15 protein-coding genes, 3 tRNA genes and 1 pseudogene are annotated in these 14,510 nt (G+C 62.9%); 13 read left to right on the top strand and 6 right to left on the bottom strand.

The genetic code is table 11. The annotated features are described in order from the left end of the window. Positions 1-39: 39 nt before the first annotated feature. A complete protein-coding gene (locus tag HH308_RS21760) occupies positions 40-1,257 on the top strand; it encodes a hypothetical protein (protein WP_170196348.1) in 1,218 nt (405 codons plus the stop codon). A gap of 8 nt (positions 1,258-1,265) precedes the next feature. Here HH308_RS21760 and HH308_RS21755 read toward each other — a convergent pair whose 3' ends face one another. Then, positions 1,266-1,706, bottom strand: a complete 441-nt coding sequence (locus HH308_RS21755) for an acyl-CoA thioesterase (RefSeq protein WP_170196347.1) — start codon at positions 1,704-1,706, stop codon at positions 1,266-1,268. A 228-nt stretch (positions 1,707-1,934) separates the two neighbouring features. On the opposite strand from HH308_RS21755, the gene HH308_RS21750 reads away from it, so the two are divergent. Next, on the top strand, positions 1,935-2,942 hold the full coding sequence (locus HH308_RS21750; protein WP_376767247.1) for an alpha/beta hydrolase: 1,008 nt from the start codon (positions 1,935-1,937) through the stop codon (positions 2,940-2,942). A gap of 4 nt (positions 2,943-2,946) precedes the next feature. On the opposite strand, the gene HH308_RS21745 is transcribed toward HH308_RS21750, so the two are convergent. Together HH308_RS21745 and hisC are read right to left on the bottom strand one after the other, a co-directional pair. Then, positions 2,947-3,570: a DUF6461 domain-containing protein gene (locus HH308_RS21745; RefSeq protein WP_170196345.1), complete on the bottom strand. Its 624-nt coding sequence runs from the start codon at positions 3,568-3,570 to the stop codon at positions 2,947-2,949. Between the two features lie 4 nt (positions 3,571-3,574). Further along, positions 3,575-4,639 (bottom strand): histidinol-phosphate transaminase, encoded by a 1,065-nt coding sequence (hisC, locus tag HH308_RS21740; RefSeq protein ID WP_170196344.1) that lies wholly within the window; start codon positions 4,637-4,639, stop codon positions 3,575-3,577. Positions 4,640-4,748: 109 nt separating this feature from the next. Here hisC and HH308_RS21735 point away from each other — a divergent pair. The 3 genes from HH308_RS21735 to HH308_RS21725 all read left to right on the top strand — a co-directional run bounded on the left by HH308_RS21735 (position 4,749) and on the right by HH308_RS21725 (position 6,987). Then, positions 4,749-4,837, top strand: a tRNA-Ser gene (locus tag HH308_RS21735). A 47-nt stretch (positions 4,838-4,884) separates the two neighbouring features. Continuing rightward, positions 4,885-4,960: transfer RNA gene (locus HH308_RS21730), tRNA-Arg, on the top strand. 536 nt (positions 4,961-5,496) lie between these two features. Further along, positions 5,497-6,987 (top strand): ATP-binding protein, encoded by a 1,491-nt coding sequence (locus tag HH308_RS21725; protein WP_312870785.1) that lies wholly within the window; start codon positions 5,497-5,499, stop codon positions 6,985-6,987. Positions 6,988-7,646: 659 nt separating this feature from the next. Here the strand turns inward: HH308_RS21725 and HH308_RS21720 are convergent. Continuing rightward, the gene (locus HH308_RS21720) at positions 7,647-7,784 is read right to left on the bottom strand and encodes a hypothetical protein (RefSeq protein ID WP_170196343.1); all 138 of its coding nucleotides are present in this window, start codon (positions 7,782-7,784) and stop codon (positions 7,647-7,649) included. Positions 7,785-8,003: 219 nt separating this feature from the next. On the opposite strand from HH308_RS21720, the gene HH308_RS21715 reads away from it, so the two are divergent. Then, entirely contained in the window at positions 8,004-8,537 is a 534-nt protein-coding gene (locus HH308_RS21715) for a hypothetical protein (RefSeq protein WP_170196342.1), read from the top strand. A 56-nt stretch (positions 8,538-8,593) separates the two neighbouring features. Here HH308_RS21715 and HH308_RS21710 read toward each other — a convergent pair whose 3' ends face one another. Then, entirely contained in the window at positions 8,594-9,118 is a 525-nt protein-coding gene (locus HH308_RS21710; protein ID WP_312870784.1) for a DUF4234 domain-containing protein, read from the bottom strand. Positions 9,119-9,356: 238 nt separating this feature from the next. Between HH308_RS21710 and HH308_RS21705 the strand changes: the two genes are divergently transcribed. Continuing rightward, positions 9,357-9,905, top strand: a complete 549-nt coding sequence (locus tag HH308_RS21705) for a putative glycolipid-binding domain-containing protein (protein WP_211188711.1) — start codon at positions 9,357-9,359, stop codon at positions 9,903-9,905. On the opposite strand, the gene HH308_RS21700 is transcribed toward HH308_RS21705, so the two are convergent. After that, a complete protein-coding gene (locus HH308_RS21700) occupies positions 9,902-10,849 on the bottom strand; it encodes a prephenate dehydrogenase (protein ID WP_170196340.1) in 948 nt (315 codons plus the stop codon). The two genes, HH308_RS21705 and HH308_RS21700, sit on opposite strands and share 4 nt — an antisense overlap. Before the next feature lie 98 nt (positions 10,850-10,947). Here HH308_RS21700 and HH308_RS21695 point away from each other — a divergent pair, with 98 nt between their 5' ends. The 6 genes and pseudogenes from HH308_RS21695 to HH308_RS21670 all read left to right on the top strand — a co-directional run bounded on the left by HH308_RS21695 (position 10,948) and on the right by HH308_RS21670 (position 13,666). Then, a complete protein-coding gene (locus tag HH308_RS21695) occupies positions 10,948-11,484 on the top strand; it encodes a tRNA adenosine deaminase-associated protein (RefSeq protein ID WP_170196339.1) in 537 nt (178 codons plus the stop codon). 8 nt (positions 11,485-11,492) lie between these two features. Next, on the top strand, positions 11,493-11,960 hold the full coding sequence (locus tag HH308_RS21690) for a nucleoside deaminase (protein ID WP_170196359.1): 468 nt from the start codon (positions 11,493-11,495) through the stop codon (positions 11,958-11,960). A gap of 86 nt (positions 11,961-12,046) precedes the next feature. Continuing rightward, complete coding sequence (locus HH308_RS21685) at positions 12,047-12,493, top strand: mannosyltransferase (RefSeq protein WP_312870783.1); 447 nt, start codon at positions 12,047-12,049, stop codon at positions 12,491-12,493. Between the two features lie 65 nt (positions 12,494-12,558). After that, a tRNA-Ser gene (locus tag HH308_RS21680) sits at positions 12,559-12,646 on the top strand. Between the two features lie 325 nt (positions 12,647-12,971). Then, positions 12,972-13,447 (top strand): annotated as a pseudogene (locus tag HH308_RS29960) (transposase); the annotation flags it as partial. Between the two features lie 15 nt (positions 13,448-13,462). Next, positions 13,463-13,666 carry a hypothetical protein gene (locus HH308_RS21670; protein WP_170196337.1) on the top strand — a complete coding sequence of 68 codons (204 nt, stop codon included), beginning with the start codon at positions 13,463-13,465 and terminating at the stop codon, positions 13,664-13,666. Positions 13,667-14,510 lie beyond the last annotated feature (844 nt).

The raw sequence follows: 14,510 nt of genomic DNA, 5'->3' as shown, positions 1-14,510 counted from the left end.
GATGCGAGGCACGGCCCGATGTCGCAGGTCGGCGGTACCATGTCGAGGGTGAGTGCCAACTTCAATTCGTCGTCGAGCGCGGACATCCGGGCCTGGTGCGACGCATCGCGGATGCCGGGTGAGCGAGCCGAACTGTCGGATAACGCCGCGCTGATGATCGGGGCCGGTTTTCTGGCTCCCGCCGCACGGTCGATCGTCGTTCGACGTGCCTCGACGGGCCTGCCGCTGCCGGGCGTGCCCGGCGGATTCAGCGAGTTGCGGCGCCTGCAGCGCAGCATCGCGCAGGTGGAGCAGCAGTTGAGCAATCCGATGATGCCGTCGATGGTCGCCGCGGTGCTGCGTAACCGGCTCAACGGTCTGCAGCGTCGGCGCGACGAGGTGCACAAGTCGGTGGTGATCGCCAAAGGCGTGTTCGCGTCGGGGACGCGGGCCATCCGCCGCGAGCGGCGGGAGAACGTGTACCTGGAGCTCGAAGACCGGGAACGGTTGTTCGGCGGGCTGCTGTGCACCCCGACGCCGAACGTCAACAACGTCAACTACATGCGCAAGGCGGGCAGCGCGGCGATCGAGCGCATCGCGGGCGTCGTCGGGCAGGTGGCGTCGCGGGCGTCGGGATCGCAGGCCGAACAATGGGCCAGTCAGCTGTTCTCCGAGCCGACCGCGACGTCCGGGCCGCAACGGGAGGCGCGATTCGTCGACGGGTACGAGACGATCCTTTTCGTCGCCGGACACTACTACGACCGCATCGTCCGCAATCCCGCGTGGAGTTCGGACCATTTCGCGATTCCCCGGACGCAGGTGAATTTGCACGCCGAGTTGGCCGAGATCGCCGCCGATGTGATCGCGTTGCGTTCGGTGCGCGTCGACCTCGACCGCGCCCTGCGCAACGGTGGTTTCGATCAGTCGTTCGCCGACCACATCGCCGCCAAAGAGGCTGCGCTGCGGCCGGTCTGGAGTCAGCTCATCGACCGCGTCCAGGCGCTGACCGAGGTTGCGCACGTCGTCGAATCGGCCGCCGTCGAATTGCGATTACTCGCTGAATACAATCATGCGTCGGCAATCGACGACCGAATCGATCATTTGATCTCCCGCGCCGGAGAACGCGAGATTTCGGCCGATAATTCCAAACGGGTAACCGAACAAGTACGCGCGGGTGAAGAACAGCTACGCATTTATCGGGATGTATTGCAGGGCAATATCGCCCGTATTTCGATGAGTGCGCCGATGGAGCTTCCGGAGCGCTACGAACCGTCGTAGGGCCGGGCTCAGGGGCGCGACCAGTGCGTCAGATAGTCCTTCTCCGTCGGCGTGAGTCGACGCAGGGTGTGCGCCTCGACGTCGACGACGGCCATCTGCGTGGTGGCCACACACGCCGGGCGGCTATTCGCCGCATTGGTGTCGTTTGCCCGGATTTCGTAGCCGATGGTGAAGTCGACTGATCGAAACCGCTTGATCCACATGCCAATTCGCAGCGGCGAGTCGTCGTGGCGCAACTGGGCCTGATAGCGGATGTCGACGTGCACGATCATCGCGCTCTTGATCAGCGGCTGGTACTCCTCGCCCGCCGACAGGAGCCACTCGATGCGCGCTTCCTCCATCAGGGTCACCATGCGAGCGTGATTGACGTGCCCGAAGGCGTCCATATCGGACCAGCGGACCGGCACCGTCGCGGTGAACGCATAGCCGTCCGCTGCTAGTCCAGCCATCGTTCGACTCCTCGTCATCTATTCGTCATCGGCATGGTGCAATCTGCGATCGGACATATTCGGATCGGCGAATCTTCAGCACCCTGAGAATAGGCTGTGCCGACTCGCGATCATGGCGCGGCATCGTTAGGCTAGGAGTATTCGTCGTTCGTTCAGATGACGACCGAGCGGACGGAAACGTTGCTTCATTCTCCTGCACGACGAGATGGCCTGGCCGGAAAGACAGTAGTGAGCATAACGAAACGCCTGGTCATAGCCTTTTCGGCGGCAAGCATCGCCGCTGGACTGTGTGTGCCGGGGGTCGCCGGTGCCGCTCCGACGTCGACTCTGCCCGGCACCGAGCATCCCGTCGCTCAGATCTCCCTGATGAAGAAGCTCAGTGCATTGCGCACCGACATCTGGGTGAACTCGCCGTCGATGGGCGGCAAGGTCAAGGTCTCGGTGTTGACACCGCAGAACGGCACCGGTCGGCGTTCGACCGTGTACCTGCTCGACGGTGCGGGTGCCACCGGCGACGTCAGCGACTGGATCACCAAGGGGCGCGCGGGCGAATTCTTCGCCGACAAGAACGTCAACGTCGTGCTACCGGTCGGCGGTGCCGGCACGTTCTACACGGACTGGCGCAAACGCGATCGCAAACTCGGCAAGCCGATGTGGGAGACGTTTCTCACCAAGGAGCTGCCGCCGCTGATCGACGCGCGGTTCAACGGCACCGGACGCAACGCGGTGATCGGGCTGTCGATGGGCGGGCAGGCGGCTTTCGCGCTGGCCGTCCGACACCCCGCGCTCTACACGGGTATCGCGTCGTTGAGCGGCTGCCCACCCGTCGCGGCGCCGCTCAATGAGGGCTACGTGCGCACCACGGTCGGTCGCGCCGGCGGCGATGCGAGCAACATGTGGGGCCCGTACGGCTCCAGCGGATGGATCGCGCACGACCCGACGTCGAATCTCGATGCGCTGCGTGGCAAGAACATCTTCATCTCGGCCGGGTCGGGGGCGGTGGGGCCGCTCGACCTCGACGCCCGTCCCGACGGTGGCATCCCCAAGGAAGCGGTGACAGCGTCGGGGTCGGCGCTCGAACTCGCCGCCTACCGCTGCTCGATGGAATTCGCGTGGGACCTGCGCACCAAGGGCATCGCCTACACCGACGGATTCCGCTTCATCGGTACCCACAGCTGGCCCTACTGGCGTCGTGACCTGCCGGTTCTGTGGCCGACGATTTCCCGCGGTCTTTAGTCCCTCAATGCGGCACGGTCACCCGGCCGAGCTCCAAATGGGCGCTGTTCAGTAGATCCGCAGTGATGGTCACCCCTGTGATCCGCTCGGCCAACGCGAACGCCGCCGCGGTGTGATCGAACTCGGTGACCGCGGTGTCGGGGTCGTCGACGCGGAACCCGACGTCGCGCATCACGTCGAGCAGGCCGTCGGGTTGCGCGCCACTGCGCGACGTCGCGAACAGCGGCTCGAAACTCAGTTCGTCGATTCCGTCGCGCCACCACACGAAGTGGTCCAGCGCGTCGACGTTGCGGTAGTGCGCAACGATCTCCCGGCCGACCGAGACCGGCTGCATCAATGTTCCGGTGATACCGAGGTATCCGTTCTCCTCGAGCATCATGGCCCAACCGTCGTCGAGCGTTGCGACGCCGACGACCAGTTCGTCGCCGCCGTATTCGTCCCACGCGGTGTACGACGGCTCGTTCAGCTCACCGACTCCGGTGACGTCGCCGATCCGATGCGCGCCCAGCGCGCTCAGTAATCCGTCGGCGTCGACGTTGCTGACCAGTGTCAGGCAGTAGCCGCACTCGTCGAGGCCCGGAAACGACTCGGCGAACCAGCCGAAGTCGGCGCTCGTCACACCCGACATGAGCTCAGCCCCTCGCCGCCCAGCGTCGGGCGAAGGCGAGGAAGGCGTCGTTCTCCTGCCGGTGGGTGACGGTCACGCGCGCGCCGTCGCCGGCGAACGGTCGGATGACCACCCCGGCCGCGACACATGCGGCTGCGAATTCCGTTGTGTCGTCACCCAATTCGATCCAGACGAAGTTCGTCTGCGAGTCTGGTACTCGATATCCGAGGGTGCGCAATTCGGCGGTCATCCGCTCGCGCTCGGCGACGACGGCGTCGGTGCGGGCGAGCAATTCGTCGCCGGCCGCGAGGCAGGCGACAGCGGCGCTCTGGGCGAGGCTGTTCACCGAGAACGGAATGTGCACCTTGCCGAGTGCGGTGATGACTGTCGGGTCCGCGACCGCATAGCCGACGCGCAGTCCGGCCAGTCCGTATGCTTTCGAAAAGGTGCGCAGCACAACGAGATTCGGAAATTCTTTGCGCAGCTCGATGGCGTCGTACGCTTGCTCGGGCGTCAGGCGGTTGTACTCGAAGTACGCCTCGTCGAGCGCCACGATGATGTGCGACGGCACCTTGCGCAGGAACGCGACGAGGTCGGCGGCGTCGACGACGGTTCCGGTTGGATTGTTGGCGTTGCACACGAAGATCAGTCGGGTGCGATCGGTGATGGCCGCAGCCATGGCGTCGAGGTCGTAGACGAGGTCCTCGGTGAGTGGAATCTGGACCGGCGTGGCACCCGCCACGCGCGTCGCGAGCGGGTAGGTCTCGAAGGAACGCCACCCGAACAGCACCTCGTCGCCGACTTGGGCGGTGATGGTGATCAGGTTCTGGCACAACGTGACTGAGCCGCACCCCACCTGGATCTCGTCCTCGGTCACCCCGAGGGACTTGGCCAACTCGCCGGTCAGTGCGACCATCCCGTTGTCGGGGTAGCGATTCGCGTTCGACGCCGCTTCCGCGATGGCGTCGCGCACGCTCGGCAGCGGTCCCTCGGTGACCTCGTTGCTCGCGAGTTTGATCGCTCCGGGGAAGGTCTTTCCGGGAACGTAGACGGGAAGGTCGTCGAGGTCGGGGCGGATGCTCAGCGTCACACGTGACAGCCTATCGGACAGCCGAAATCCGGTGCTGGCCTGCCGGTTTGCTTACTCTGAACCACTGTGTGTAGTCTTTGATCCCGGCAGTTCAACAAGGACTTCGCTGGGAGGCGTGCCAGAGCGGCCGAATGGGACTCACTGCTAATGAGTTGTCTCACCAAAATGGGACCGGAGGTTCAAATCCTCTCGCCTCCGCCGACCGCGGTCAGCCGACAGCGGAAGACACAACTGAACACAGGCATGCGCCCGTAGCTCAACGGATAGAGCACTTGACTACGGATCAAGAGGTTAGGGGTTCGAATCCCTTCGGGCGCACCACGAAAACACCCCGCTACCTGCGCGAACAGGCGCGGGGTGTTTCTACTTCACCGAGTCGAGGCGACCGAAGTCACCGAATAGTCACCGTTTTGGTCGCGGCCGGTAGCTCTCTGCGGCCCTCGGGTCGCAACTTGCGGAAGACAACGGTGGTCGATGCTCGGGCATTTAAGCGAATCCGTCTAGACTTCACCTGCGAGGTATCTGACCTGCGTCTTTTCATTTAAGGTCATGACCCGACGGGTGCCGCTCTGCCTGAGAGCCAGGTCGCGGACGAAGGTGTTAGGAGTTACGCAGTGCACAGCTCACAGCTGAGCGCGGAAGAGTTCGCAGGCCTGGTTGGCCGACTCATCTCTCTGCGGCCCTCGGGTCGCAACTTGCGGAAGACAACGGTGGTCGATGCTCGGGCATTTAAGCGAATCCGTCTAGACTTCACCTGCGAGGTATCTGACCTGCGTCTTTTCATTTAAGGTCATGACCCGACGGGTGCCGCTCTGCCTGAGAGCCAGGTCGCGGACGAAGGTGTTAGGAGTTACGCAGTGCACAGCTCACAGCTGAGCGCGGAAGAGTTCGCAGGCCTGGTTGGCCGACTCATCAGTCGACCGGTGGAAACCGAGTGGATCGAGTTCAAGGAGAACCTAGCGGTGCCCTCCGAGATAGGGCAGCGGATCTCAGGTCTATCCAACTCGGCCACCCTGCATCGCAAACCTCGCGCGTACCTCGTTTGGGGTGTTGCGGATGCAGACCACTCGGTGGTTGGAACGCACTTCGATCCGTACGTCACCAAGGGCAAAGGCAACGAGGACCTGATCCCCTGGTTGCACCGCCTACTCGATCCCGCGCCAGCGATGACGCTCCATGAAGGACAGGTCGGCGGTAAGCGTGTCCTGGTCCTCGAAGTGCAGGCGGCAAGTCATGCACCGGTTAAGTTCAATGGTGAGGAGTACATCCGGGTCGGAAGCTATACAAAAAAGTTGCGCGCGAATGTCACGCTGAACGGGCAACTGTGGCGTGCGCTCGATGCCACTCCATACGAGTTGCAGCTGGCATCTGATCCGATGACGCCCGAGGAACTCCTAAGCAAGATCGACTACGCCAGCTACTACTCGTTGCAGGGTTGGCAAGTGCCAGCAACCGACGACGTTCTCGAACAGATGGTCAACCACAGTCTGATCACAGACGAGGACACCGGCCGGTTCGCGGTTACGAACCTCGGTGCGCTGCTCTTCGCGCAAGACCTACGAGATTTCCCATATATCGAGCGCAAGGCCGCAAGGGTCATCAAATACCGAGGTCAATCGAAGGTCAGCGCTGAGCGCGAAGTAGAGGGGCGGCGCGGGTATGCCACCGGGTTCGTCGGTCTCGTTGACTTTGTCAATGATGCATTGCCGCGGAGCGAGCGTATCGACAAAGCCCTGCGGGAACAGGTTCACGCCTATCCTGTCTCCGCGGTGCGCGAGCTTATCGCTAACGCCCTGGTCCACCAGGACCTTTCGATGACCGGAGCCGGTCCACTTATCGAGATCTACGACAATCGCCTTGAGATAACAAACCCAGGCGAACCGTTGGTGGATCCGGTCATGTTCATCAATGCGGCGCCGAGATCACGCAATGAGAAGCTCGCTACGATGTTACGTCGCTGTGGAATCTGCGAAGAGCGCGGGAGCGGTTGGGACCGTATTGGGTTCGAGATCGAGTTCAACCAGCTTCCTGCTCCAGAAGTACGGGTGTCTGCGAGCCATACCGTGGTGACGATCTACGGACCGAAGGTGGTAAAGGACATGACGCCGGAGGAACGGGTCCGCGCCGTCTACCTCCATGCGTGCTTAAGGCATGTGATGGGAGACCAGGTAACCAATAAGACTCTGCGAGAGCGCTTTCGGATGCCAGAGTCGAAGACTTCGACGGTCTCCGTCTACATTCGGGAGGCGCTCGAAGCCAACCTGATCGCGCCTCACGACCCGAGTGCAAGCCGGCAAAAGATGCGATACGTACCGTTCTGGGCGAAAGACACGACCGAGGGGATATGACCCGGCTGCTCCTGCCAGGCTTCCGGACTAAGGGAGCAGATGCCGGTCCTGATCATTCAGGAGCAACGCCGCACTAACAGCGCGACATGCCGCTGAAGTAGTCGCGGTTCGACGCAACCTGGTGGCCGTTGACCTTCACCACGCACGTCGAGAACGCGCCGCTCGACGTCGCCCTTGACTGGACCCGCTGACTCTTCGTGGTACGAATCTTGACGCCGTAACCGAACTTCTCAGGGCCGAATCCAATTGGAAGGTATCGGAATCTTGCTTCGCGAGTGACGAGCTTCCCGTTCGTCCCGGTGTAACTGATTTGATTCTGAACCATGTCAGACGTCCACGTGTATTCGACGATGGAGCCGGTGCTTGCAGTGCGTGCCTGCGCCACCCCTGGCGCTGCGATTGAGACGACGGCCGCGGCTGTGATGACGGTGGCGCAGAGGTTTGCTCGCATTGTTCCGCTTCTTCCTGTCTCGGGACGTCCACTCCGAACCGTGTCCGATACGGGCATGCTATGCAGAGTGCTCGACGAGCGAGCGTAGGTTCCGGCGAAATCGACCAAACGGACGATGCGGGCCGATCGGTCCCACAAGAAGGCCCCGCCACCTGCTTCGTGCAAGCGGCGGGGCCATCGTCACTTGAGACGCTTCGAGGTCAGCCGATTATCGCTGGCCTTCCTGGCGGCGTCGATCCTGCGATCCGATATTGTCGGCGCCGCCTTCGTCGCGGCGTTCCTCGCGCTCTTCGGCCTGCTCGTTCCGATCCTCGCGCAGTTCGTCGTTTTCCTTGTGGTGGCCCATGACCTTATCCCTCGCTGTCGAGCGCTCGTGTGCGGCGCGGTGTGCGTTGTTCAGATCAGCTACTGACGCAACACTACGCGTTCTGACGGCTGCGGTAGTCGCCTTTCCGCCCCGCCTGCGCCATTGCCGGGAAATAATTAGTGTGGCTAACACCTGCGGTATCGTGTCCGATATCTCCCATATCGTCACAGTCGCATCGGGGTCAGGAGAGATAACAGCATGCGGAAACTTCGTCTCATCGCCATCACGGCCGCGGTGGCGGCCGGCGTGGCCTTACCCGCGGTCGCCCAGGCAGCGCCGAATCTCAAACCTCTCGCCGACAACACCATCGTCTTTCAGATCCCGGCGATCGGCGGACTCGAAGTCGGTCCGGGCGGTGTGCCGGGTGGATCGTTCCAGCCGGTGTCTATCGCGGCTGAGCCCGCCGTGACCACCTTGCAATACCCGCCGCCTCCTCCGGCGATTGTCTTCTCGGCAGTCAACCCCGCGCCGTATTACTCGCAGTACGCCTACCGTTGGCTGTCGATCTCCTGGCACAACATCACCACCGGCAAGACAGGTGTCGTCAGCATCAGGCATTGGCGCAAGCCCGCTTACAAGGTCGACGGCTATCCGGCCTCGCTCCCGACATCGGCGATCGCCCAGACCGGAGCGGGTACGGTCGTCGCGACCGTCAGCGTCCTACGCGACCAGTACCAAGCGCCGCCCACGACGATCAGCGTGATCTCGGGTATCAGCGCTCTTGTGGTGTGAATGCGAAAGCCCCGCAGCCATTCCGTGCAGGCTGCGGGGCTTCGTGCGTGGTGCTTCTAGACGTACAGCGGGACAGTAGTGTGCGGAGGAACCTGATATCGGTCGACGATCTTGTTCAGTTCGACCTGCATGTACAGGGTATGGAGACCGAAGAGGAAGGCAAGCACCCACGACAGCGTCGGCGAGCAGGTCGGAGCTAACCCCGCGGCGCGCTGGGAGTCGCGGATGCGTGCACCGGCGTTGTGGAAACTGATTAACGGTGCGATGACCGTCCAACTCAGGAAAATCAAGACAAGCATCGGTCCCGCAACGGGAATCTGTCGACGGCGATCGAACTCGGCCATCTCCTTGTGGATCTTGTAGTACCAAACGAGGGGATAGATCCCGAGAGTGATCAGCGGCAGCCCAATCCAGACGCCGAGTGGATTGCGCCGCTTCATCGCGAGACCCGACGCGACAGCGGCAGGAGCGTGACCCGTGTCGGGCGATGGTGCGTTGAAGGGTGTCACGGCGCTGCCGGTTGGTGGTGAGACGAACTCACTGTGCTTGGACATGTCGTTGATGTCATTCGGCGAAGTCACCAAAGGAGTATCACGGCGTCGGTCAACGCCGACAAGACTCTGATCAGACGAATCTGTGCACTCATCGAGGTGGACTGGACGGTGCGACAAGCTCCGCGACCCTCACCTTCGGGCCGAAATGTGGCCGGCGTCATCGGATCTTTCCGATGACTTCTGCCCACCGTCTTCCGTCGCCTACCGTAGAGGGGTGAGTTCACTCGAATCGGCCGACAACCCCGGCACCGACGACTTCAAGTCGATGATCACCTGGCGTCGACTCACCAACAGTCGCCTCGAACAGGTCCGTCTGCATGTCTCCGGCATACGCATCAAAGCGTACGGGCGGATCATCTCGGCTGAGCCTGAGCAGGAACCCTATTCGGCGTCGTACGAGTTGATCACCAACGACATCGGCGTCACCAAACGGCTCAGCATCCACCTGGTGCGTGCCGGCGGCGAGTCGCAGGTGGCGATCAGCCGCGACGGCGAGAACAACTGGCTGGTGCAGACCGCAGAAGGCACCGTTCACAGTGACTTCAACGGCGCCCAGGACATCGACATCGCCATGAGCCCGATGTTCAAGTCGTTGCCGATCCGACGCCTCGGTCTGCACCGCGACGCCGCCGGCGAGCAGTCTATCCCGGTGGTCTACGTCTATCTTCCGGAGACACGTGTCGAGGGTGCGACGATGACCTACAACGCGGGCGCCGACGCGATCGACATCACCACTCCGATCGCGAGCACCGCGGTCACTGTCGACGACAACGGTTTCGTTCTCGACTACGCGGGCATCTCCACCCGTATCTAACCCAGCCATACCCTGGCGCGGTGCGCCTGTCTGCGCATTTCGTGTGCCCAGCCAGGCGCGCCGACGTCGACTCCGGTGATCGCCTCACGCGGCCCGGCGGCGATCTTGTCGTACGCGAGACGTGCGCGATGCCCGTCGTCGACGAGTATTTCGACGGTGCCGTGGTCGCGTAGTTCGTCGCGCGCCTGGATGAGTCGGTCGATGGTTTCGCTGAGTGCGTTGAGCAGCGCGGTCGAATTGGCCTCCAGCATGGCGCGCTGCAAAGCGGGTGCCGTGTCGGCGACCCGTGTGCCGTCGCGGAAACTTCCGGCGGCGAGACTCAATGCCAGGTTGCTCTCCCCGGCCCCGACGACGGCGGTCACATTCGCCGTGAGATGCGGCAGGTGCGAGATCGCGGCGACGGCACGGTCGTGCGCGTCGTTCGCCGCGGGCACGACCCGCGCCCCGGCGTCGAGCGCGATGGCGGCAATGGTCCGCCAATCGTCGGGGTCGGTGTCGTCGGCGGTGGTGAGCATCCACATCGCCCCGGTGAACAATGCGGGGTCGGTTGCGTCCCAACCGGATTCGCTGGTTCCCGCCATCGGGTGTCCGCCCACGTACCGAGCCTGCGGATGGTGAGCCGCGACGATCCGCGCGACTTCTTCCTTGACGCTCACGACGTCGGTGAGCAGACATCGCGGCGCATGCTCGACGACGGCGGGCAGCACGGACTCCAGCGCTGTCACCGGCGTCGCCAACACGATCACCGCGTCGCACTCGGCGGCGCGGCGCAGCGTCTGCACCAGATCGGTCGACGCGTCGTAGCCGGCGGCCTGAGCGGCGTCGACCGTAGCGGCAGATCTGTTGTAGCCGAACGCTTTTCGGCCGTTGTCTGCGGTCACGCGCAGCAGTGATCCGCCGATCAGTCCGAGTCCGAGAATGCAGATGGGTGCGTCGATGCTCACCGCTCCAGCGTGTCACATCGTGCACCGGTAATTGACCAACAGTTGACGACCACCCGCTGAGTTGGGCGAACGGTCCGTTTGCGACTACCGTGACCTGCATGGCAGGTGGCTCTGGCGGATCGAAGTCCGCGCAGTCGAACGACGTTGACGTGGACGGTTTCGCGGTTGCGGTGGTGCGTGATGAGACCGCGTGGAAGGTGACCGCACTCGACGCGACCGCACTGACCGACCTCGCCGACGCCGAACGCCAGCTGCGCGACCTGCGCGCCGCAGGCGCAGCTTTCGGGCTCATCGACGTCGACGACGAGTTCTTCATCGTGCTGCGGCCGTCGCCGTCGGGGACGCGGCTGCTGCTGTCCGACGCCACCGCGGGCATCGACTACGACGTCGCCGCCGACGTCCTCGACGCACTCAACGTCGAGATCCCCGACATCGACCCCGACGAGCTCGACGACGTCGACCCGTGGCCCGAGGGCGATCTGGGCGTCCTCGCCGACTTGGGTCTGCCCGACGCCGTGATGAGCGTCATCGTCTCCGACACGGACCTGTATGCCGACGAGCAACTCGCGATGGTCGCCGCGCGATTGGGATTCGCCGAGCAATTGACCAAGGTTCTCGAGTCCATCGGACACTAGTGTCCGCTCTGGACCGGGAGTTTGAGGCGTTGATCACCGCGGCGCTCGACGCCGCGCGACATTCCGGCCCCGACGACGTCCCGATCGGCGCCGTCGTCGTCGACGCGGACGGCGTCGAACTGGCCCGGGCGGGCAATCGTCGGGAAGCCGACGGCGACCCGTGCGCCCACGCCGAGGTTCTTGCGCTTCGGGAGGCTGCTCGACGCCACGGCGACGGGTGGCGGTTGGAGGGGTGCACCATCGCAGTCACAGTCGAGCCGTGCACGATGTGTGCCGGCGCGATTTCGCTTTCCCGAGTGGAACGCGTCATCTTCGGCGCGTACGAACCGAAGACCGGCGCCGTCGGATCATTGTGGGATGTATTACGCGACCCGCGTCTGACACATCGGCCGCAGGTGCGCGGCGGAGTCCTCGCGGACCGATGCGCGGCCATTGTGCAGGACTTTTTCGCCGCCCGCCGCGGAAGATCCGGGTAAAAATCAGAGCACACCTCAGGGTGCCGACGGGCCGGGTATGTGGCAGATTGGTGGGGCACATCCCGTCTGTCTACAAGGGAGAAAACATGTCCGACGCCAATGACAAAGTCACCGAGGCCGTCGACGCGGCCAAGCAGAGGTTCAACGAGTTCGCCTCGAATGAGAAAGTTCAGGGCGCGGTGAACACCGCGGTCGGCAAACTCAACGAGTTCGCGGCCAATGAGAAGGTCCAGGGCGCGGTGAACACCGCGGTCGGCAAGGTCAACGAGTTCGCAGCCAATGAGAAGGTCCAGGGCGTGACCAACCAGGCCGTGGAGAAGCTCAACGAGTTCGCCGCGAACGAGAAGGTTCAGGGTGCGGTCACGACCGCCTTCGAGAAGCTCAATGAGATCAAGGAGCGTTTCGTCGGGGGCGCCCCGAGCGATTCGCCTGCGCAGGCTCCGGCCGAGACGGCTGCCGAGGCGGCCCAGACCTTCATCGACGCTGAGAAGTCGGCACCGGCTGCCGAGACCAAGCCTGCAAGCGACGCGTAACGTCCCGTTTCATCGCTGACCAGCCGATTTAAGGAATCGGCCACCCCTGCGGTAATCTTTTCCGCGGTGGCGTGTCCGAGCGGCCGAAGGTGCAGCACTCGAAATGCTGTGTGCGGTAACCCCGTACCGGGGGTTCAAATCCCCCCGCCACCGCGCAAAGCCCCTCACCTGTTTACGCAGGTGAGGGGTTTTTTCCATGATGGCGGCGGGCGGCGGTGACGTCATGGGGGCACGTGCGGGTGTTCGATCGCGTTGACCAGGTGCGTCTCTCGGTCACGTACGGCTAGTGGCGCGTCGCACTTAGAGAGTTGTATGTCCGTTGCGTTCCTCTGCCGGTTGAGCCTCACGTTGTGCGCCTTGGCAATCCGTGTTGCGGTGGCGATGATGTCGCGGCGCAGGCTGGGGACGTTGTCGACGGTGAAGTCTGCGATGGTGCCCGCGTGCGCAACATGGCCTCGGACATCGTCATCGGTGTCGACATGGACGGGATGGAGCCGTTGAGGCGGCGCTCAAGCCGATCTACCGGCCTGCAGCGAGGATGCTGCCCCTTGACGCGCTGAGCGCGTTCGGGGCCAAAGAATTCGGCAGCGTTACCCTCGGCGGTCAAGACGTTCACGGATGTGTGGGAACGATTCACTCCGTTCCTGACTTTCCCGCCTGAGTTGCGGCGAGTCATTTCACGACGAACTCGATCGAAACGTTGAACTAGCAGCGTGGAAAAGTGACAAAATCGCGTGGGCATTTCCCAACGATCAGGTCGTGCTGAAACAGTTGTGGCTGTCGATCTGCAATATCGAAGACAAGCGTGCCCGCGAACATGACAAGGAACGCGGTAAGCCCGCCAACCAGCGAAATCCCGGCCGACTCATTGAAGGAGCCGTCACCCCCAATTGGAAACGGGCACTCGAACAACGCGCGCTCGTCTACCGCGAACGCATCGAACCCCACCTATAACAGAACAGAGGCACTATGACCCACGCTGACGGCCTGACCCATTCCGACGCTGCAGCGATCGTCGCGATCGATGTCCTGGACGCAGTCCACGACATTCTCACTCGTCTCTACGACCACGGCGACACCACCAGAATCATCGCCGATATCGCACCCGACCACCGCAACCACCAAACCCTTATCGAACAAATCGTGCACAATCGCGACGATCTCGACCAGTAAGGGAATCAACACTCACTTACACGGGAAACGTGACAAAGCTCATTCGACCATTCCGTTGAACTCCGGGTCGCGCGGCGGCCCAACCGCAGCGAGGTCCTCAGTGTGCCGCAATGGGCGGCCACCGTCGTCGGTTTCCCTTTGCCGCCGATCGCCGCTTCGCGATCCCACACCAGGTTTGGTGACCCAGCCGACTTTGCAGTCAGTTGCCACACGCCCTCAGTCAGATCCCCGCCCTGTCGGGTCGGTGGCATCATCGAGGCCATGAGTCGGAAGAACGTCAACGTCATTATCAACACCAGGGATACGCCGAACTGGTTGTGTCCCAATGGAATCTGAAATCCCAGGGAACAGCAGATCCCACTGTGACACGGCGCAGGTTGATACTCGACCCGATCAAACGGATCGGCCCTGCGGTACTCCGGATGGATCACTCGGACCCCATCCTAGAGGAACGTCAACGGCCTTCAACGCTGCACGAACCGCATTACGCGCCACACCCAACCGGCGCGCGATCTTCTTGTTCGGCATCTCTTCGACCCGACGCGGCCGCCGGATCTCACCCACTGCTGCACTGAAACCATCGGCCGAGCTGTAATGAGGGGTCAAAATGCGCCCGTCGCCAGGGTCAGATTTCAGCCGTCGTTAGCATCGACGAGAGTATTCGTGCTTACTCCAACTCGACGTCGGGATACCGAGACCGGAGCTCATTCGATATCGGGCTTGCTGAGCTGCCTCGATTACGACCCAGAGATCTCATCCACGGCGGTAGGATGTGCGATTTTCGAAGGAACGCAGGTCTCGTCACCTTCTCCGTTTGGCCACATGCATATAGCTTGGCGTCAAC

It is taken from the genome of Gordonia asplenii (assembly GCF_012933505.1).
Taxonomy (GTDB): domain Bacteria; phylum Actinomycetota; class Actinomycetes; order Mycobacteriales; family Mycobacteriaceae; genus Gordonia; species Gordonia asplenii.
The sequence above is the reverse complement of the archived record's forward strand: the minus strand, read 5'-3'. Positions and strand labels throughout refer to the sequence as shown.

Excerpts from the sequence above, each read along its gene's own strand:
- HH308_RS21760 (WP_170196348.1), top strand. The coding sequence starts at position 40 with ATGTCGAGGGTGAGTGCCAACTTCAATTCGTCGTCGAGCGCGGACATC.
- HH308_RS21705 (WP_211188711.1), top strand. The coding sequence starts at position 9,357 with ATGATCACCTGGCGTCGACTCACCAACAGTCGCCTCGAACAGGTCCGT.
- HH308_RS21695 (WP_170196339.1), top strand. The coding sequence starts at position 10,948 with ATGGCAGGTGGCTCTGGCGGATCGAAGTCCGCGCAGTCGAACGACGTT.
- HH308_RS21720 (WP_170196343.1), bottom strand. The coding sequence starts at position 7,784 with ATGGGCCACCACAAGGAAAACGACGAACTGCGCGAGGATCGGAACGAG.
- HH308_RS21685 (WP_312870783.1), top strand. The coding sequence starts at position 12,047 with ATGTCCGACGCCAATGACAAAGTCACCGAGGCCGTCGACGCGGCCAAG.
- HH308_RS21745 (WP_170196345.1), bottom strand. The coding sequence starts at position 3,570 with ATGTCGGGTGTGACGAGCGCCGACTTCGGCTGGTTCGCCGAGTCGTTT.
- HH308_RS21715 (WP_170196342.1), top strand. The coding sequence starts at position 8,004 with ATGCGGAAACTTCGTCTCATCGCCATCACGGCCGCGGTGGCGGCCGGC.
- HH308_RS21755 (WP_170196347.1), bottom strand. The coding sequence starts at position 1,706 with ATGGCTGGACTAGCAGCGGACGGCTATGCGTTCACCGCGACGGTGCCG.
- HH308_RS21670 (WP_170196337.1), top strand. The coding sequence starts at position 13,463 with ATGACCCACGCTGACGGCCTGACCCATTCCGACGCTGCAGCGATCGTC.